The sequence below is a fragment of the Limosilactobacillus caecicola genome (genome assembly GCF_943192935.1).
GTDB lineage: Bacteria > Bacillota > Bacilli > Lactobacillales > Lactobacillaceae > Limosilactobacillus > Limosilactobacillus caecicola.
This window is the reverse complement of sequence record NZ_CALPCI010000004.1, coordinates 1-20,592: the sequence shown is the minus strand read 5'-3', so window position 1 is coordinate 20,592 and position 20,592 is coordinate 1. Positions and strand designations below refer to the sequence as shown.

Annotated in this window: 9 protein-coding genes and 2 pseudogenes; 9 read left to right on the top strand and 2 right to left on the bottom strand. The window is 44.3% G+C overall.

Annotation, left to right across the window (positions count from 1 at the left end):
• Window positions 1-199: 199 nt before the first annotated feature.
• The 9 genes and pseudogenes from secY2 to NFR43_RS08580 form a co-directional block, all read left to right on the top strand.
• Entirely contained in the window at window positions 200-1,405 is a 1,206-nt protein-coding gene (secY2, locus tag NFR43_RS06450) for an accessory Sec system protein translocase subunit SecY2 (protein WP_251547627.1), read from the top strand.
• Window positions 1,402-2,898, top strand: a complete 1,497-nt coding sequence (gene asp1 / locus NFR43_RS06445; protein WP_251547625.1) for an accessory Sec system protein Asp1 — start codon at window positions 1,402-1,404, stop codon at window positions 2,896-2,898. The genes secY2 and asp1 overlap by 4 nt, the downstream gene beginning before the upstream one ends.
• A gap of 3 nt (window positions 2,899-2,901) precedes the next feature.
• The gene (asp2, locus tag NFR43_RS06440; protein ID WP_251547623.1) at window positions 2,902-4,395 is read left to right on the top strand and encodes an accessory Sec system protein Asp2; all 1,494 of its coding nucleotides are present in this window, start codon (window positions 2,902-2,904) and stop codon (window positions 4,393-4,395) included.
• Window positions 4,396-4,401: 6 nt separating this feature from the next.
• Window positions 4,402-5,289 (top strand): accessory Sec system protein Asp3, encoded by an 888-nt coding sequence (asp3, locus tag NFR43_RS06435; protein WP_251547621.1) that lies wholly within the window; start codon window positions 4,402-4,404, stop codon window positions 5,287-5,289.
• 4 nt (window positions 5,290-5,293) lie between these two features.
• Window positions 5,294-7,666: an accessory Sec system translocase SecA2 gene (gene secA2 / locus NFR43_RS06430; protein ID WP_251547619.1), complete on the top strand. Its 2,373-nt coding sequence runs from the start codon at window positions 5,294-5,296 to the stop codon at window positions 7,664-7,666.
• 14 nt (window positions 7,667-7,680) lie between these two features.
• Window positions 7,681-9,222 (top strand): accessory Sec system glycosyltransferase GtfA, encoded by a 1,542-nt coding sequence (gene gtfA, locus NFR43_RS06425; protein ID WP_251547827.1) that lies wholly within the window; start codon window positions 7,681-7,683, stop codon window positions 9,220-9,222.
• Complete coding sequence (gene gtfB, locus NFR43_RS06420) at window positions 9,215-10,552, top strand: accessory Sec system glycosylation chaperone GtfB (RefSeq protein ID WP_251547617.1); 1,338 nt, start codon at window positions 9,215-9,217, stop codon at window positions 10,550-10,552. Before gtfA ends, gtfB begins: the two co-directional genes overlap by 8 nt.
• Complete coding sequence (locus tag NFR43_RS06415; RefSeq protein WP_251547615.1) at window positions 10,539-10,715, top strand: hypothetical protein; 177 nt, start codon at window positions 10,539-10,541, stop codon at window positions 10,713-10,715. The genes gtfB and NFR43_RS06415 overlap by 14 nt, the downstream gene beginning before the upstream one ends.
• 428 nt (window positions 10,716-11,143) lie before the next feature.
• Window positions 11,144-11,374, top strand: a pseudogene (locus NFR43_RS08580) (serine-rich glycoprotein adhesin); the annotation flags it as partial.
• A 2,123-nt stretch (window positions 11,375-13,497) separates the two neighbouring features.
• On the opposite strand, the gene NFR43_RS06410 reads toward NFR43_RS08580, so the two are convergent.
• Window positions 13,498-20,334: a hypothetical protein gene (locus NFR43_RS06410; RefSeq protein WP_251547613.1), complete on the bottom strand. Its 6,837-nt coding sequence runs from the start codon at window positions 20,332-20,334 to the stop codon at window positions 13,498-13,500.
• A gap of 36 nt (window positions 20,335-20,370) precedes the next feature.
• Window positions 20,371-20,592, bottom strand: a pseudogene (locus tag NFR43_RS06405) (MSCRAMM family adhesin SdrC); the annotation flags it as partial.

Below are 20,592 nucleotides of genomic sequence, written 5' to 3'. Positions count from 1 at the left end.
TGCTGTATTATTATCCATAAGTATACTACTGTCTAATTTAAGTGATTAAATTTAGTATAAAAACCTGATAGTATTGAAAAATCAGGAAATGATAAAAAATTACTATTAATAACACGTTTTTATATTATCACAGATATGTTATCATTCGATAGAGTAAACCGGAATTTACGGTAAAAATTATGAAGGAGCATTCAAATTCATGAGAAAGACATCTCAACTCAAGAATGTATTAAAGCGCGCCCGCTTTACGATGCTAATTCTCTTCGTATATACGCTGGGCTCCAACGTTCCGTTACCATATGCCAAAATTACGCATCACTTTGCGCACCTCCTCCAAAATAGCTCAATTACTTTACTGAGTGCCTTTAGTGGGGCTAACTTTCAGCATACATCGCTATTTATGATCGGCTTGAACCCCCTCATGATTGCGATGCTGTTTATGCAGCTACTAATGCTTACGGGTCTCTTTGGTTTTGATGCCCTCTCAATGTCACAAATGAACATTGTGCAGCAAGTTTTAACCCTTGTCTTAGCGGTGATTCAAGCCACAACGTTTACGCTTGGTTTGCATCTGACTAAGACACTCTTTCAAATGATTTCCGTGATCATTATTTTGACTGCCGGAGCCATGTTTGTAACCTGGCTGGGCTTTATGAATATGAAATTTGGTATTGGTGGAACGGTCGCGATGATTCTTTACAACATCGTTGCTGGTTCCGTGCCGATGATTTCTCGGGCAGTCCGGCAAATTATGAAATTACCCAATGTCTACCTTTGGCTGGCCCTCTTGCTGATCGGGGCGTTTGCGTTGATGGTCTTCTGGATTGCCTTTAGTCGGGCTTATTATCCAATTGAAACGATCCAAGTTGGGTTATCAAGCAAGGAAAAGCCGGTCATCATTCCACTTGGCCTCAACATGGGGGCAATGATGATGTACATGGTTGGGATGGCACTATTGGTCATGCCGACCTTTTTGGCGCAAGTCTTCGGTCCGAAATCAATCTTTGCCAATACACGCTTTGATGCTTTCCTGAGTGGTGTGATTTGTTTTGCCCTCTTCTATTTCTTCTCATTTGTTCAATTCAGTCCGAAACAACAGGCGCGGGCGTTCCGGAACAGTGATACCTACATTCCAGGAATTCGTCCAGGAAAGCCAACCCAGCGCTGGCTAACTAAGATAATGTGGTTAGTATGTTTACCCGGCGCCATTTTAAACACGCTGCAGGTTGTCTTTGGAATGATGGGAAGCTTGTTCCTGGGTAAATTTGCAATGCTGACGGTGATCCCGATGAACATCGTGATGATCGTCATGATTATGGGTGGAATTCGTGATAGCTTAATTACGATGCTATTCCCACGGAAGTACACGAAAGTAATGAATCAGGAAAGGGCGCGAGATAATTGAATTATTTAGTACCAGCATGGCACGATTTACAAATTGATTGGTCCTACAGTACACCACACTTACGGTTTGATGATGCGGCTAGTCATGTCCGTACCCTCCAAGACGGTGGTGAAAAGACGGGTGTCCTGATTACGGATTACCAACCGCAGATTACTACCAAACTCAGTCAAATGTCGCTGATGCCGGATGACTATTTTGCGGTTTTTGATTACTTACAAGGGATTGAAGGGTTAGACGGCCAGGTGGTCGATTACATGGATTTCCCTTGGCCAGAGGACGCGTATTTTGACTTCACTAACTTCAGAATTTTTGTAATTGTGGATGACAAACCTTACGCGCAGGTCACCTTTGATGTTCAAGGAAAAATGCTTAGCATTAACTATTTGGCGGGTCCGGACCAGAATACCCAATTGCTCTTTGATAGCCGCGGCTTTATTTCTCGTCAAGAATCTCCTGATGAGATGACCTACTTTAGTTCCGCTGGTGTCTGGCGCTTTAAAGTAAGCAAGCAGGACGGAAGGGTGACGATTAACGCGGCGGTCAATGATTTTTGTCAGCACAATCAATACGCCAATCTTCAGTCACTAATTGATGAAGTCATTAATCAACACTTTCTAACGACACTCCACCAGGATGACCGTCTGATCGTGACCTTAGATGATGAGGCCAAGTACTCATTAACGGATTTTACTGATCAGGAGCCAATTTACTCCGCTAGTAACTGGCATCCATACATTAATGCGATTCAACAGGTTCGTACCGGAATTATTTTGACTGACACTAAACGAACCGCTCAGACAGTTCAACAACAAGTTCCAGATGACTGTCGAATTCAAGTCTTGCCGCTCTTCCAATCCCAATTTAAGCTGGGCCACAGCCAACGGGTTTCGGAGCAGCGGGTGGCCATTTTTGCAGAGCACATGGAACGGGCGGATTTACGGCAAACGATGGAATTAATTTACCCACGGTTGCTAGATCACCCGACTGATGAAGGAATGTATATCTTTACATATTCGCCGGACAAGGCCGGAATGGTCAATGAGGTCTTTCAACAGTTCCGCAAGGACCATGACGGAGAGTTTATCCTTTCACCGAATGAAATCGACCCGGGAGAAAACAAAATCGATGAGGCAGACATTCCGCCGTTACTGACGATTAAACAGACGCGGTTAGTTTCAAACATGCAGGTATTAACGTTTTTGGATAAAATTCGTTTATTAATTATGTGGGGCCAACCAGATCCGTTTACGACAATTGCCGCAGTGAGTGTCGGGATTCCAATTTTGCAAAACTTCACTAGTGAAGAAGTCCAAGATCATCAAAACGGAATTATTTGCCAGAACTTTGATGAACTTAGGGATGGGATCGCTTATTACTTAGATACTTTGAAGCATTGGAACGAATCACTCGTTTACAACGTTCAAGTCTTGAATCAGTATTCTGAAGACAATATTCGTGAACAATGGGAAAGAATATTGACAAATGAGGTGTAAAATTTGAATGTTTTACAAATTGGTCCGCAAAATTGGGCTGAACAATATGAAATGCCAAAGGATATGAAGTGGGAATTTAATTCCTTTCCACCGAAGAAAAAACATGGTTATAACGTAGTCATTGTGACGGGCAAAAATTCCATGAGTGACCAGGATTGGCAAAAGCTGCAGTGGCTAGTTGATCCCTACAACGTCATTTGTACGACCACTGATGATCAATTGACGGCTGCCGCCGAAGCCTTTCTGGAAATGCAGGCAGCATTCCGCACTACGGATGATCCAACCACCATTATTGCCAATTTACCAAGACGGTATTTTTGGGGACAATCTGGACTCCGGATTTCGCCGGTTAATTTCCGGCCAATCTTGTCCCGCCTCCAATCTTATGAAATGACGGATGCTGGTCATATCAATATGCAAATCGATACTCCTGACCGCTGGATGAACGTGGGGACGTACAAGTCCAACATTTATTTGGACCCGAACCGGCTTATCAACTTTTGGCTGGAGTACCAAGCTCAGGGCGTTGAAGTCCGTTTGCGCCTCTTTATCCAAGCAACTGGTGGTGATGGTGATCCCAACGATTCATTCACGATTAATTTGGATTCATTAGATGAGGTCCAACTGCCGATTGAGTTTGTCGACTATCCACGGTACGTCTCGGTCTGTCTAGAAGTGAAGGGCCATGGTGAGGTTCGCCTTGGAACCCTGCACTCCCGGTGGGGCCGTGAGGGGAATGGCGAATTTCTCGCTGGTGGTCAGCGGATTGTGGATCCCGAAAAGCGGGAAGATGTCGCCATCTACTTCAATCCAGGTGATTTACGGCCACCATTGAACGTCTATTTCTCTGGAGCTCGGAGCCTGGAAGGTTTTGAAGCGTACCCGATGTTTCGGGGAATGAAATCACCGGCGATCCTCGTGACTGATATGCGACTTGAAGTTGGTCAATTCTATACCAATGATTACATTGAAAGTAAAATCAAGGAAACCATTTGCCATTATCTAGATCAACTCGGTTTTGACCGGTCACAGTTAATTATGAATGGGATTTCCATGGGGACCTATCCAGCAATTAAGTTAGGTGCCCAGTTGGGAGCCTACGCCATCATGGTGGCTAAGCCACTGACGAACCTAGGATTGATTGCTAAGCGGGGCCGGTTAGAGCGACCATACGGCTTTGAAACGATTTATGACGTTGATAACCAGCTTATTCCGCAGTTGGACTATGAAAACCTGGATAAATTGGATGAAGATTTTTGGGCTGAATTTGACCAATGTGATCTTTCCAAGACGCGGCTGTTTGTTGGTTACATGATCGACGATGATTATGACAACCAGGCCATTAGTCATTTTCAAAAGAGTCCGGCGGTTGCCAAGGCCCGTGAATTTGTCATTAAGGGCTTTCCAGGGCACCACAACGATGACCCCAGCATTAACTACTGGTTTGCTGGCTGCCTCGCATACGTGATGCAACATGATTTTGGAAGGGAGTATTAATGAGCAATGAAAAAGTCAACCACCATTAATCATATTTACTGGATTGATAATAATATTTTGACTAATGGGACTCACTTGAAGTTGCATCGCGACCAGAGTGTCGACTTTCACAACTTGTTAATGACCCCCGGAAAACCAATTATTGTCTGGGATTCGGTCTACAACTACCAGGGGTCAAAGATGGTTCCGCAGCTCCCATTATTGAAGGTGAACTACCATTACCGGATTGTCGTGGGCATCACTTCTGTACCTGACCAGACCTATTTAATCCGCCTCATTTTCCGTGATTTACAAGGGACGGAACTGAAACGCAAGGACTTTCGGTCCCCGGTCAGTGACTTCGTTTTTCCGGCAGGAACGGCGTCATATTCAATTGAGATTATCAATGCAGGCTTTACAGACGTACATTTTGACAGAATCGACATTTGCGAAGCTAATTTACCGAAGGATGTTAATAACGATGTGGTGGTCTATCCACAAGCAAACGCAGACTATCCTGCCCAAGGTAACTACATTTTGGTCAAAGAAGGTAAACAATCCCGGCGTTATGATCCGGAAGCCGTGCAGCACCTGACGAAAATGCCCATGCAGGTCATCAGTATTAGCTGGCAAAACCGGCAAAACGTGGTTGATCTGGTGAGTGAATTGGCTGAACAACAAGGGGCTGATCAACTCCACCTGGTCAGCTCTGATCCGAGCCTTGATGAGACAGTAATTACGCTCCTCCAGAAGTATCCGGGGAGTAAAGGACTCATTGCCAGTTCTGCTCAGGCGGCACCGGTAGAGGGATGTGAGGCCTGGCCATTTGAGGTGCCAAGCTGGTATTCACCAGATGTAATGGCACCAAATTGGTCACAAATTGGAAAAACCATCAATCACGAATGGAGGAAGTGATGATTTGTTAATTCAAGATCAAATCGAAAAACAACGGCTGCGTCGCGTTCTTCACCAAGTCAACCGCCTTGCTCCAGTGATGCGCAAGATGAGTGATGAAGAATTGCAGGGTCAAACAGCACAATTACGGGCACAACTAAAGGCCGGGGCCAGCTTAGAAAAAATCTTACCCCAGGCCTACGCGACTGTCCGGGAGGCCGATTACCGGATTCTCGGCCTGTATCCGTATGATGTCCAAGTCATGGGGGCCATCGTCTTAAATGACGGAAATATTGCGGAAATGAAGACGGGGGAAGGAAAAACCCTGACCGCCACCATGCCGCTATACTTAAATGCACTTTCTGGTAAGGGGGCGCTCCTCGTGACCCCAAACGATTATTTGGCCGAGCGGGATGAAACCAACTTAGCTCCAGTCTACGAATGGCTTGGGCTCACGGTCAGCACTGCCTTTCGCAAGTCGACAGACAAGCAAAAAACACCAGTTTCAGCGAAGGAAAAACGGGGCTGGTACGCATGTGACATCACCTACGTGACCTCCAGTGGTCTGGCCTTTGACTACCTGTTTAACAACTTGGCGGGAAATAAAGAGGATCAATATTTGAGACCATTTAACTATGCCTTGATTGATGAAGTGGATGCGGTCCTGCTAGATAGTGCCCAATCACCATTTGTCGTGGCCAGTGCTCCCCGAGTCCGTTCCAACCTGTACCACCTGACGGATCAGTTTATTATGCAGCTGGTGCCAGAATTGGATTACCGGGTCAATCAGCGCGAGCGAGCAGTTTGGTTAACCTACCACGGAATTCAAAAGACCCAAAAGTATTTCAGAATTGACAACCTGTTTGATTTGCAATACCGGGAACTGTACCGGCACATGATGTTAGCTTTACAGGCGCACTACTTTATGAAACGTGGTCACGATTACGTTGTTCAAGACGGGAAGGTCGTGCTCCTGGACGAAACTAACGGACGGCTCCTCAAAGGGGTCCAAGTCAGCAGTGGGATCCACCAAGCGACGGAAGAGAAGGAACACGTCGATCTGACGTTTGTCCGGAAGACGGCGGCCTCGGTGACGTTCCCCAGTTTGTTTGGCATGTTTAATAAGATCGCTGGTATGAGTGGGACGGCGAAGGTGGATGAAACTGAGTTTATCAATACCTATAACATGCGGGTTATTCAGATTCCGACCAACAAGCCGGTGATTCGGAAGGATTATCCAGATAAACTCTACCTCACAACATCGGATAAATTAATGGACGCCATTGGTGAGACGGTCCGCCTTCATAACGAAGGGCGGCCGGTGCTCTTAGTTGCTGGTTCGGTAGAAAATTCAGAAATAATTTCTGAATTGTTGCTGAACCAAGGGATTGTCCACAACGTTTTAAATGCCTTTAACGAAAGTCGTGAAGCGGCGATGGTCGCGGATGCTGGTCAAGAAGGGGCGGTCACGGTGGCTACGAACATGGCTGGTCGGGGAACCGACATCAAGATTGCTGAAGAGGTGCGCGAAAAGGGCGGCCTGGCGGTTATCGGTACCGAAATGCTGCCTGAGCGGGTCAAACTCCAATTAGCCGGCCGGGCTGGTCGGCAAGGCGATCCCGGAACCAGCAAATTTTACGTCTCCTTGGAAGATGACTTTGTGACAAAGTCCGCAACGAAGCGGTTGCGTGATTATTATCGGCACCAGGTGGCCCGCAAACGTCGTGGCCACCACATCACCCAAATCCATAATCCCCGGATTAAATTCAGCATGTGGATGTTAAAGAATCGGGTGGCGAGTGCTGACGAGCAGCAACGTTCGCAAACGAATAAGTTTGAAGTGACCTTGCGGCTACAACGGCAAGCCTTTTATGATATGCGTAATTCGATCATCGAGACACCCCACTTAGAGGAATTTGTGGGGAAATGGTTGATGCAGGGGATTGACTACTACTTAGCCGAAAAGCCGAACTGGACACCGCATGATCTGAAATTGCTAATTAATAATCATTTCTCATATGATGTCCAGCAAATTCCTGCTGATCTGCAAGGTAAGGAAGCCATCCATCGTTATCTCCAACAGTTCAGTAAGCAGATCCTGCAGCAAAAGGCTAAACAGCTCATTAATAGCGAACAGTTGAACCAATTTTACCGGACGAGTCTGCTTGCTGCTTTAGACGTAATGTGGACTGACCAGGTCGACTTTCTCACGACCTTGCGATCCTACGTTGGGTCTTGGGGGATGGCCGGGCGTGACTCTGGCTATGTCTACAATGTCCGGGCCTTTGACGCTTACCAAACAATGCTGCGCAAGGCGAAGATGGAAGCCGTCGATAAGTTACTTTTAAGCACAATTTCGATCAATGATAAGAATCAATTGATTGTTTCTTTTAACTAGAATGGAGGTTGTTGATCACGATTTACAATATCAATCTAGGAATCGGTTGGGCCAGCAGTGGGGTCGAGTATGCTCAGGCTTACCGGTCTCAGTTACTACGCTCATTGGGAATTCCCGCAAAGTTTATTTTTTCCGATATGATTTTGGCCAATAATATCGAAGATTTGACCAAAAATATCGGCTTCACTGACGATCAAATTATTTGGCTCTACAATTTCTTTACTGATGTCAAAATCGCCCCATCCTCCTACCCACTGGAACAATGGAAAAAGGGTCTAAATTTGGCTAACCGTGACCACAAGGAGCAAGTCCTGAGTGATGGCAAGGAAATTCAGTACACCATTCCTGATGAACAACTACTGGTTGCGGCACGGCTTCATGATAAAGATCAGCAAACGATTGATCAGGTCACTTTCTTGTCAAACAACCGGTTAGTCAAGCGTGATTTCTATTCTTACGTCAAGTACGCCAGTGACTTTTACTCTGGTGAGGAAAAGAACAACCATGTGATTTATCGCGAATTTTATAACGAGGACGGTAGCATCGCTTACCGCCAATACTTGGATCACGGCAAGGAAATGTTTGAATTTCCTGATCAACGAATTTTTTACTCTAAGAATGAATTGTATGAGGAAATGCTGAAACGGTTGAATTTCAATGAGCGCGATGTCGTGATCCTGGATCGGTCGGATGAAGACAAACAATTAAATAACGGTCAGTTGGTCTTTGAATACCACCGGCCTGCTAAATTGGTGATTGTGGTCCATGCCGACCATTACGACCGTCACTTTACTAACCAGCAAAATATTCTGTGGAATAACTTTTATGAATACCAGTTTACCCATACTGACGAGATTGCTTCCTTTATCGTGGCAACGGAAAAGCAAAAGGAAGTGTTGGCGGAGCAGCAAAAGCATTATCGGCACGCCAACCCACGGATTGATGTCATCCCGGTGGGGAGCCTCGTGGAATTGTCCAAGTCTGACCAGCCACGTCAGCCGCACTCCATCATTACGGCCTCACGGTTGGCACCGGAAAAGCATATTGACTGGCTGGTGAAGGCGGTCATTTACGCCCATGATCAGGTCGACGACGTTTCACTCGATATTTATGGTCAGGGTCCAGAAGGTAAACGGCTGGCGGATTTGATTAAAAAGCACCATGCTGAAGACTACATCCATTTAAAAGGGCAGCATGACCTTAAAGAGATCTATCCAAAGTATGCTGCCTATGCTGCGGCGTCGACTAGTGAAGGATTTGGCTTGAGTCTGCTGGAAGCAGTGGGCGCTGGTTTGCCAATGATTGGCTTTGATGTACCATATGGTAATCAAACCTTTATTGATGACGGCCGGAATGGTTATTTATTGCCATATGATGAAAACTGGACGGATCAAAAGAAGTATGAGGCACTGGGTAAAGCAATCATCAAGCTGTTCCAAAATGACCAAGCTTGGGAGCAATTTAGTCAGCACTCTTACGAGTTGGCAGAACCGTACCTGACGAAGAATGTGGCAAAACGTTGGCAAAAAGTATTGGGGGATTTGGCAAATGCTTAATTTATTTGAAAATCTAGATCGACCATCATTGGACTTATTGCGTTCAGAAATGATTGCCAAGTTTAAGATCCCGACGGTCGTAATGTATGACGATGGCTATTTGCCTGACGAAGTCGATTCACCGATTAAGTATTACTGCAAACTTGGTGGTAACCGGAAACCAATGTACTTCGACCAACTCCAATTTCCAAAATTTTGGCGGGTTGAATCTACTGGTAACGAGGGAAAGGTTTATGACATCGATAAACTCCGGGCAACGATGGTCTACAGCGCTACTGACAATTCGCGGTTAGTGAAGGAGGTTCACTGGCTCAATGATGCTGGTCAAATTGCCTGGGTCGATCACTACGATCGTCATGGGCAACGGTTCGCTAAGACGATTTATGAATCCGGCCGGGCCGCTTTGCGTCAATTTTTTGACAACCGGGGACGGATCGTGATTGTGTGGAATATGATCGCGGACGATGTCTTCCTTCATGCTGGCTATGAGTCCCGGCACTTTGGTAGTTACGTTGATTTTGTGAGTTATTTTCTCCAGGATCAACACTACCAACTTGATCATTTATTTATCAATACCTTGAACCGGTCCCTTGCGGTGTCATTACGGTTGCCAAAGAGCGGCACGGACACCATTTTTTGGCATGAAAAGCTGGGGAATGAATTGCCGGGCAACATGAAGTTTGTCATGGAGAATGATTCACGGGTTAAGCATATCGTGTTTGAACGTTACCTAGACTGGCAACGACGGAGTGAATTTTTGCCAGAGGATACCGGGAATGTGGATGTCCAATACTTGGGCTTTATCTATCCACACCCACGGGGCAACGAGATGCGGCCGAACGCGTTAACCTTTACCAACAGTGATCAGGTAGAACACCTTGAAGAGCTAGTTAAATTATTGCCAAATGTGCACTTTAATATTGCGGCTATTACGGAGATGTCGAGTAAACTTATGGCCTTCCAGGACTATGAGAATGTGGACCTCTATCCAGTGGTCACTAAGCAGCAAACTCAACAGTTGGTGGATAATTGTGATGTTTATCTCGACATCAATCATGGCAATGAGATCTTTGACGCTGTCCGGGGAGCCTTTGAACGCAACATGCTGATTCTGGGCTTTAAGGATACGATTCACCAACCAGACTTGGTGGCAACGGCGAACGTCTATGATTCCAACGACTACAAGGCAATGGCGCAAAAGATCCTCAGTGCCCTGGTTCAACCAAAGTTGATGAAGCAATTGGTTGATACGCAACGGCAAGAAGCGAGTGATGTCACGACAGCAGATTATCAAAAAGTATTTGGGGAGATTGCTGATGAACTCAAATAAAAAAACACTGGTCGAACAGCATGCGGTAGACCGGCTTCATAAGGTCGAAAAAGAAAAACGAAAACCGTATGTGAAGCAACCAAAGACATTTAGTTTTCAACGAATTTTCATGATTTTTATCTTTTTGGTCGTCTTATTAGTCATGTTGTCCTCAATTATATAATTTTTAGATTATATAATTTTTTAGTAAAGTATCAGAGCAATAGCAGTTTTTCTGCTATTGCTTTTTTTATATCTAATATTTTTTATTAAATAGCGTTGACATTAGCCTGGTAATAGTTGATCATAGTATCAATATTAAATGGAAGCGGCATTGATTTTAGTTATGTTTAGTTATGTTTTTTTGACAAAACAACGTCATTTAGACGTTGCACATCATTCCTATAATTAGCATTTTATAAACGCTAGTGCTCATCGCTGGCAAAAAAATAAAACGTTAATTAAATGTATGATGAGCAGTGTACGTTCTTGAATATATTGATGTCACTTGTGGGATGACGATTTGATGCTAGGTAGAAAAATAAGCGGTCGTTAGATAAAATTTATCCCGATAACAACGATTGCTTAAATCGATTATTGGAGGCTGATTTTATGCTAGGTAGAAGAAAATTCAATCGTGAAGAAGATCAAAGCAGAGTCAAAATGTATAAAACTCACCAGGGGTGGGTTAGCTGTTTAACGCGCTTCTTTAAGATTTTTTCTTTTGCCCGTAAAGAAGAGGTCCGTCCTGAACAATTTGTAGATCCCGATGCATTGTCTGATAAAGGGAAAACAACATCGGAGGCGTACCTAAAAGGGATGGCCGCCTTGGCGACAGTTCTAGGGGTTGGACTTACTGCTGGAGTGACTCCATCGACGGTTGTTAAAGCTGATACTATCGTAAATAACCAAGGGTCTGCCACTGTGGGTTCAGTAAGTACTAGCACGACTTCTACTAGTACGTCGACTTCTGATAGCAATGCTTCCGATAGTCAAAGCACGAGTAGCTCTTCGACTAGCACTAGTTCTTCCTCATCGACTTCAACTTCCGGTAGCCAATCTCAAAGTACCAGTGGTTCAGATTCACAGAGTACTAGTGGTTCTATTTCAGGCAGTATGAGTGGTTCCAACTCATCATCCACAGATAGTAGTACCACTAGCAGCACTGATGGAACTTCAATGATTTCGACGAACGCACAAGCTTCATTAAGTGTTGTTGATTCAGCTACTAATACTTCGACCGAGTTGACAACGAGTCAGATGACTGCGTTATTGTCAACCACATTAGCAACGACTTCAACTTCAACATCCACTGCTTATGTAAGTACGGCCGCTGAATTTACTAAGGCACTGAATGATTCTAGCATTGATACTATTGAAATTGAATCTGACTTTACGATGACCAGTAGTGTTAAAGTCACGCGGAACCTTACTATTAATGGTAATGGCCATACTATCTGGTTTAATGGCTTTCAGATCCAAGTATATGAATCCGGCTCTGGTCAGGTAAATGTAAATGATCTTACAATTTATGCTAGCTCATCTACAGGTGCATTTAATCTGTATAATACCGGTTCTTCAGAGAGTCCTGATTATAATTTAGTCCTGAATAATACCACCATTTATGCTGGAACAGCAATTTTCTCTCAAACAGGGACCGCGTATAGTACCACTAACCGGGTTGCCCTTAGTGGAAACACAAGCATAATTGCTGTTGACTCATATATCAATCAGACTGGTGGTAAAGTAACGACTGGATGGTTCGGTGTTAACGGTAATAACAAAATACAACTTTATGTTAGTCATGGTTTGACTATTTTATCTGGTTCCAATGTTACCATTGATGGTGGGGGGGTCGCTCATTATAACTATGTCGCTAAGGGTGACTCCGGTTATATTGCTGGGCATACCTTTACTGTTCAAGATAATTCTAGTGTAACGATGACTGGTGCCACTGTTGGTAATGTGTTGCTTGAACAAGGGGATGGAGATCATCCTGATAACATTGTCTCAATTGGTGAAGGTGCTCAAGTGACGATGAGTGCGGGGCATTTTAACATTGCTCTGAATTCCACTGATAAAAGTTCGACAGGTAATGTTGCAAGTAACCAATTAAATACCATTGAAATTGGTAAAAATGCGGTTGTTAATTTAACGATCGAGAGCAGTAGCCCATATTCCAGCGATGCTAACATCCTTTTGCGGGCAGATAGTAGTTATTACCAAGAAAAAAATTCATCATACACAATCGGGAAAAGTGATACTGCGACCGTAACCATTGACCCTGGAGCTACGGTCACCATGAATGCTAATTCAACTGGTGCTGCTAACATTCGTTCATACGTTCAGGGCACGGTAGTTGAAATTAACGACCCTAAGATCGTAACTTTAAATCACCAAACCAGCGACAATGGACTGGTATTTGCATATAATCCACAAACTAATAGCTCGGATTCTACAATTACCGTTAGTCTAGATAATACAAATATTCAAGTTAACAATGGACAGACCAGTTCAGTCTTCACTCACGCAGATGATACGTTCGAGGGTAACACTGCAGAGGTGACGGGAACTTCCAATTCTGCCGCAGAAGTGGCAGGCTCAACTAGTGCATCAACATCGCTTGCCCAGGCTGTAAGTGATTATCAAACATTATTGAGTTCTCTGAACGCTGCAAAGGATTCTTCCGATGACACTACATGGATCAGCCAAAGTATTAGTTTGAGTGAAATTGCAAGCACACTTTCCAGTGAATCTACATCAATGAATAATCAGGAAAGTTTGAATAGTCAACTTCGTTCTGAACAAAATGGTGGCTCAACTAGTACTGTAGTTTATCAAGGGTCAACAGTTGTTTCTGAATCCACGTCAGCATCTCAGTCTGTATCTGCATCGGCCTTTAACTCAATTTCAGGTTCACAAAGCAATTCAGCTTCGGTAGCTCAATCGGGTTCTATCAGTATTAGTCAATCTAATTCAGCTAGTGTTAGTGGATCAAATTCCATTTCTGCCTCTGAATCTAATTCCGTTAGTGGTTCACAATCAAATTCTGTATCGGTATCGGGATCTAATTCCATTAGTGCTAGCGAGTCTAACTCAGTAAGTACTTCTGAAAGCAACTCGGTATCCGCCTCTGAATCAAACTCAGTAAGTGCCAGTGAATCTAATTCAGTGAGTGCTTCAGAAAGCAATTCAGTATCAGCCTCTGAATCGAATTCGGTATCCGCCTCCGAATCTAGCTCGGTAAGTGCATCAGAAAGCAATTCAGTAAGCGCTAGTGAATCAAATTCGGTATCAGTATCCGAAAGCAACTCAGTTTCTGCCTCTGAATCCAATTCAGTGAGTGCATCAGAAAGCAATTCAGTTTCAGCCTCTGAATCTAACTCAGTCAGTGCTTCAGAAAGTAACTCGGTATCCGCATCTGAAAGCAATTCAGTTAGTGCTAGTGAATCTAATTCAGTGAGTGCATCTGAAAGTAACTCGGTATCCGCCTCTGAATCAAATTCCGTCAGTGCCTCCGAATCGAATTCAGTAAGTGCCTCTGAAAGCAACTCAGTATCTGCCTCCGAATCCAACTCGGTAAGTGCTTCAGAGAGCAATTCAGTCAGTGCATCTGAAAGTAATTCAGTATCCGCATCTGAATCGAACTCAGTGAGTGCATCCGAAAGTAACTCGGTATCCGCATCCGAAAGCAATTCAGTGAGTGCTTCCGAAAGCAACTCGGTAAGTGCCTCCGAATCTAACTCAGTATCTGCATCTGAAAGTAATTCAGTATCAGCTTCCGAATCGAATTCAGTAAGTGCCTCTGAAAGCAATTCAGTATCTGCATCTGAATCAAACTCGGTAAGTGCCAGTGAATCAAACTCGGTATCCGCCTCCGAATCGAACTCAGTGAGTGCCAGCGAATCGAATTCGGTAAGTGCAAGCGAATCGAACTCTGTATCTGCATCTGAATCAAACTCAGTAAGCACCTCCGAATCTAACTCGGTCAGTGCTTCAGAAAGTAACTCGGTATCCGCATCTGAAAGCAATTCAGTTAGTGCTAGTGAATCTAATTCAGTGAGTGCATCTGAAAGTAACTCGGTATCTGCCTCCGAATCCAACTCGGTAAGTGCTTCAGAGAGCAATTCAGTCAGTGCATCTGAAAGTAATTCAGTATCCGCATCTGAATCAAGTTCGGTAAGTGCATCAGAAAGTAATTCAGTCAGTGCTAGTGAATCTAATTCAGTATCAGCTTCCGAATCCAATTCCGTAAGCGCTAGTGAATCTAACTCAGTATCTGCTTCCGAAAGCAATTCGGTAAGTGCCTCTGAATCGAACTCAGTCAGTGCTTCAGAAAGCAACTCGGTATCCGCATCTGAATCGAACTCGGTAAGTGCCAGTGAATCTAACTCAGTATCTGCCTCTGAATCTAATTCGGTAAGTGCCTCTGAAAGCAATTCAGTAAGCGCTAGTGAATCGAACTCAGTATCAGCTTCCGAATCTAACTCGGTATCCGCATCTGAATCGAATTCTGTAAGTGCAAGCGAATCAAATTCAGTCAGTGCATCCGAATCGAACTCGGTAAGTGCCTCTGAATCGAACTCAGTCAGCGCCTCTGAAAGTAATTCAGTGAGTGCTAGTGAATCGAATTCGGTAAGTGCCTCTGAATCCAATTCGGTATCAGCTTCAGAATCGAACTCAGTGAGTGCTAGTGAATCTAATTCAGTCTCGGCATCCGAATCGAATTCCGTATCGGCTTCTGAATCCAATTCAGTCAGTGTCTCCGAATCCAACTCGGTAAGCGCAAGCGAATCGAATTCTGTCAGCGCATCAGAAAGCAATTCAGTATCCGCCTCCGAATCGAATTCCGTCAGTGCCTCTGAAAGTAATTCAGTATCAGCATCTGAATCCAATTCGGTAAGTGCAAGTGAATCCAACTCCGTTAGCGTATCTGAAAGTAATTCAGTGAGTGCTTCCGAATCGAACTCAGTCAGCGCATCTGAAAGTAACTCGGTATCCGCCTCTGAATCCAATTCAGTCAGTGCTTCCGAATCAAACTCGGTAAGTGCCTCTGAAAGTAATTCAGTTAGTGCCTCTGAATCGAATTCAGTCAGTGCATCAGAAAGCAATTCAGTATCCGCATCTGAATCGAATTCGGTAAGTGCTTCAGAATCCAATTCAGTGAGTGCCTCCGAATCCAACTCGGTATCCGCATCTGAATCTAATTCAGTGAGTGCATCCGAATCGAATTCGGTAAGTGCTTCTGAATCTAACTCGGTAAGTGCATCTGAAAGCAACTCGGTATCAGCTTCTGAATCAAATTCAGTGAGTGCATCCGAAAGTAATTCAGTATCCGCATCTGAATCGAACTCAGTGAGTGCATCTGAAAGTAACTCGGTATCCGCATCCGAATCCAACTCAGTAAGTGCCAGTGAATCCAACTCGGTAAGTGCTTCAGAGAGCAATTCAGTATCAGCTTCTGAATCAAATTCAGTCAGTGCCTCCGAATCTAACTCAATCAGCGCCTCTGAAAGCAATTCAGTATCCGCATCTGAATCGAATTCAGTCAGTGCTAGTGAATCGAACTCAGTGAGTGCCAGTGAATCCAATTCGGTAAGTGCCTCTGAAAGTAATTCAGTGAGTGCATCCGAATCTAACTCGGTCAGTGCTTCAGAGAGCAATTCAGTATCAGCTTCTGAATCAAATTCCGTCAGCGCTAGTGAATCAAACTCGGTAAGCGCAAGCGAATCGAATTCTGTCAGCGCATCAGAAAGTAATTCAGTCTCGGCATCAGAATCCAACTCGGTATCTGCATCAGAATCGAACTCAGTGAGTGCCTCTGAAAGCAACTCGGTATCCGCATCCGAATCGAACTCAGTATCAGCATCTGAATCAAACTCGGTAAGTGCCTCTGAATCGAACTCAGTATCTGCTTCCGAAAGCAATTCCGTAAGTGCATCTGAAAGCAACTCAGTCAGTGCCAGCGAATCGAACTCGGTATCCGCATCTGAATCTAACTCGGTCAGCGCTTCAGAAAGCAATTCCGTTTCTGCATCTGAATCCAATTCAGTGAGTGCCTCTGAAAGTAACTCGGTATCGGCATCCGAATCAAACTCAGTATCGGCATCTGAAAGCAACTCAGTGAGTGCTAGTGAATCTAATTCAGTAAGTGCATCTGAAAGCAACTCAGTATCTGCCTCCGAATCCAATTCAGTGAGTGCTTCAGAATCCAACTCGGTAAGTGCATCTGAATCCAATTCAGTTTCAGCTTCCGAATCTAATTCTGTAAGCGCATCTGAAAGTAATTCAGTTAGTGCCTCCGAATCTAACTCAGTGAGTGCTAGTGAATCCAACTCGGTAAGTGCCTCTGAAAGCAATTCAGTATCTGCATCAGAATCTGTATCCGCCTCTGAATCTAATTCGGTATCTGTCTCTGAAAGCAATTCGGTAAGTGCAAGCGAATCGAATTCTGTATCAGCATCCGAATCCAATTCAGTAAGTGCTTCTGAGTCGAACTCGGTCAGTGCCTCTGAAAGCAATTCAGTATCCGCATCTGAATCCAACTCGGTAAGTGCATCAGAATCGAACTCCGTCAGTGCTAGTGAATCCAATTCGGTATCCGCATCTGAATCAAACTCAGTCAGCGCATCTGAAAGTAATTCAGTAAGTGCTTCTGAGTCGAACTCGGTCAGTGCCTCTGAAAGTAATTCAGTAAGTGCTTCTGAGTCGAACTCGGTCAGTGCCTCTGAAAGCAATTCAGTATCTGCATCTGAATCAAATTCCGTAAGTGCATCAGAATCGAACTCAGTGAGTGCATCTGAATCTAATTCTGTAAGCGCTAGTGAATCGAACTCAGTATCTGCTTCAGAATCGAACTCGGTATCCGCATCTGAATCAAACTCAGTAAGCACATCCGAATCGAATTCCGTAAGTGCCTCTGAAAGCAACTCAGTATCTGCCTCCGAATCCAACTCGGTAAGTGCTTCTGAATCTAACTCAGTATCTGCTTCCGAAAGCAATTCCGTAAGTGCCAGTGAATCTAATTCAGTATCCGTATCTGAATCAAACTCGGTAAGTGCCAGTGAATCTAATTCGGTATCCGTATCTGAATCAAATTCCGTAAGTGCTAGTGAATCGAACTCAGTCAGTGCCAGTGAATCAAACTCGGTATCCGCCTCCGAATCTAACTCAGTAAGTGCTTCAGAAAGCAACTCGGTATCAGCCTCTGAATCGAACTCAGTAAGTGCCTCTGAAAGCAACTCATTATCGGCCTCTGAATCGAACTCAGTCAGTGCTTCAGAAAGCAACTCAGTATCGGTCTCCGAATCCAACTCGGTAAGTGCCTCTGAAAGTAACTCGGTATCCGCCTCTGAATCAAATTCAGTGAGTGCTTCAGAAAGCAATTCAGTATCTGCCTCCGAATCCAATTCCGTAAGCGCTAGTGAATCTAACTCAGTATCTGCTTCCGAATCCAATTCCGTAAGTGCTTCTGAATCTAATTCAGTATCTGCGTCTGAATCCAACTCGGTAAGTGTGTCTGAAAGTAATTCAGTGAGTGCTAGTGAATCCAATTCAGTTAGTGCTAGTGAATCTAATTCGGTATCTGCATCTGAATCAAACTCAGTAAGTGCCTCCGAATCGAATTCGGTATCCGCCTCTGAATCCAATTCGGTAAGTGCTTCCGAATCGAACTCAGTGAGTGCCTCTGAAAGTAACTCGGTATCCGCATCCGAATCTAATTCAGTAAGTGCCAGTGAATCGAATTCCGTCAGTGCTAGTGAATCTAACTCGGTATCCGCATCTGAATCAAACTCAGCTAGTGCTTCTGAAAGTAACTCGGTATCCGCATCTGAATCTAACTCAGTGAGTGCCAGCGAATCGAACTCGGTATCAGCATCAGAAAGCAACTCAGTTTCAGCCTCTGAATCTAACTCAGTAAGTGCTTCCGAAAGCAATTCAGTATCGGCATCGGAATCGAACTCAGTCAGCGCATCCGAAAGCAATTCTGTTTCAGCATCAGAATCGAATTCGGTCAGCGCGTCCGAAAGTAACTCAGTTTCAGCATCAGAATCGAATTCCGTATCGACTTCTGAATCCAATTCAGTCAGTGTCTCCGAATCCAACTCGGTAAGCGCATCTGAATCAAACTCGGTAAGTGCTTCTGAAAGTAATTCAGTGAGTGCTAGTGAATCGAATTCGGTATCGGCATCTGAATCGAACTCAGTCAGCGCCTCTGAAAGCAATTCGGTAAGTGCTAGTGAATCAAATTCAGTAAGTGCTTCAGGAAGCAATTCAGTATCCGCATCCGAATCTAATTCCGTAAGTGCCTCTGAAAGTAATTCAGTATCAGCCTCTGAATCAAATTCGGTATCAGTATCCGAAAGCAATTCAGTATCAGCTTCCGAATCTAACTCGGTATCCGCATCTGAATCGAATTCTGTCAGTGCCTCTGAAAGCAACTCAGTATCTGTCTCCGAATCTAACTCAGTGAGTGCCTCCGAATCGAACTCCGTAAGTGCTTCTGAATCAAACTCGGTATCCGCATCTGAAAGTAATTCCGTAAGCGCTTCTGAATCCAATTCAGTCAGTGCCTCCGAATCTAACTCAGTAAGTGCATCAGAAAGCAACTCAGTATCAGCTTCTGAATCGAACTCAGTCAGTGCCAGTGAATCGAACTCGGTCAGCGCGTCCGAAAGTAACTCAGTTTCTGCATCAGAATCTGTATCTGCATCCGAATCTAATTCAGTAAGTGCTTCTGAATCTAACTCGGTATCCGCATCAGAAAGCAACTCGGTATCGGCCTCTGAATCGAATTCAGTAAGTGCCTCTGAAAGCAACTCAGTATCTGCTTCTGAATCTAATTCGGTATCAGTATCCGAAAGCAATTCAGTAAGCGCTAGTGAATCTAACTCAGTCAGCGCATCTGAAAGTAACTCGGTAAGTGCATCAGAATCGAACTCGGTATCTGCTTCTGAATCGAATTCAGTCAGTGCCAGCGAATCTAATTCAGTTAGTGCTAGTGAATCCAATTCGGTATCAGCTTCCGAATCGAATTCAGTAAGTACCTCTGAATCCAACTCAGTATCAGCATTCGAATCAAACTTGGTAAGTGCCTCTGAAAGTAATTCAGTTAGTGCTAGTGAATCGAACTCAGTCAGCGCATCAGAAAGTAATTCAGTGAGTGCCTCCGAATCTAACTCAATCAGCGCATCCGAAAGCAATTCAGTATCAGCATCTGAATCGAATTCAGTCAGTGCTAGTGAATCAAATTCGGTATCCGCATCAGAATCTAACTCAGTAAGTACAAGTGAATCTAACTCGGTATCTGCTTCTGAAAGCAACTCAGTATCTACCTCTGAATCGAACTCAGTAAGTGCCAGCGAATCGAATTCGGTATCGGCATCTGAATCGAATTCAGTCAGTGCTAGTGAATCAAACTCGGTATCCGCTTCTGAAAGCAATTCGGTCAGTGCTAGTGAATCGAACTCAGTAAGTGCTTCCGAAAGTAACTCGGTAAGTGCCTCTGAAAGCAATTCAGTATCAGCATCTGAATCAAATTCTGTAAGTGCTAGTGAATCCAATTCGGTAAGTGCTTCCGAAAGTAATTCAGTATCTGCCTCCGAATCGAACTCAGTTAGTGCTAGCGAATCAAATTCAGTGAGTGCTTCAGAAAGCAACTCAGTATCGGCCTCCGAATCTAGTTCGGTCAGTGCATCTGAATCCAACTCGGTATCAGCTTCTGAATCCAATTCGGTAAGTGCTAGTGAATCTAACTCAGTAAGTACAAGTGAATCGAACTCGGTATCTGCATCTGAATCCAATTCAGTTAGTGCTAGTGAATCTAATTCGGTATCTGCCTATGAATCAAACTCCGTCAGCGCTTCTGAATCGAATTCGGTAAGTGCTAGTGAATCAAACTCAGTGAGTGCATCAGAAAGCAATTCAGTATCAGCATCTGAATCGAACTCAGTGAGTGCATCAGAAAGCAACTCAGTATCCGCCTCTGAATCCAATTCGGTAAGTGCTAGTGAATCTAACTCAGTAAGTACAAGTGAATCGAACTCGGTATCTGCATCTGA

What these genes read in the sequence shown, in the direction of transcription:
- NFR43_RS06415 (WP_251547615.1), top strand. Translation starts at nt 10,539, where the DNA reads ATGAACTCAAATAAAAAAACACTGGTCGAACAGCATGCGGTAGACCGG.
- gtfB (WP_251547617.1), top strand. Translation starts at nt 9,215, where the DNA reads ATGCTTAATTTATTTGAAAATCTAGATCGACCATCATTGGACTTATTG.
- asp3 (WP_251547621.1), top strand. Translation starts at nt 4,402, where the DNA reads ATGAAAAAGTCAACCACCATTAATCATATTTACTGGATTGATAATAAT.
- secY2 (WP_251547627.1), top strand. Translation starts at nt 200, where the DNA reads ATGAGAAAGACATCTCAACTCAAGAATGTATTAAAGCGCGCCCGCTTT.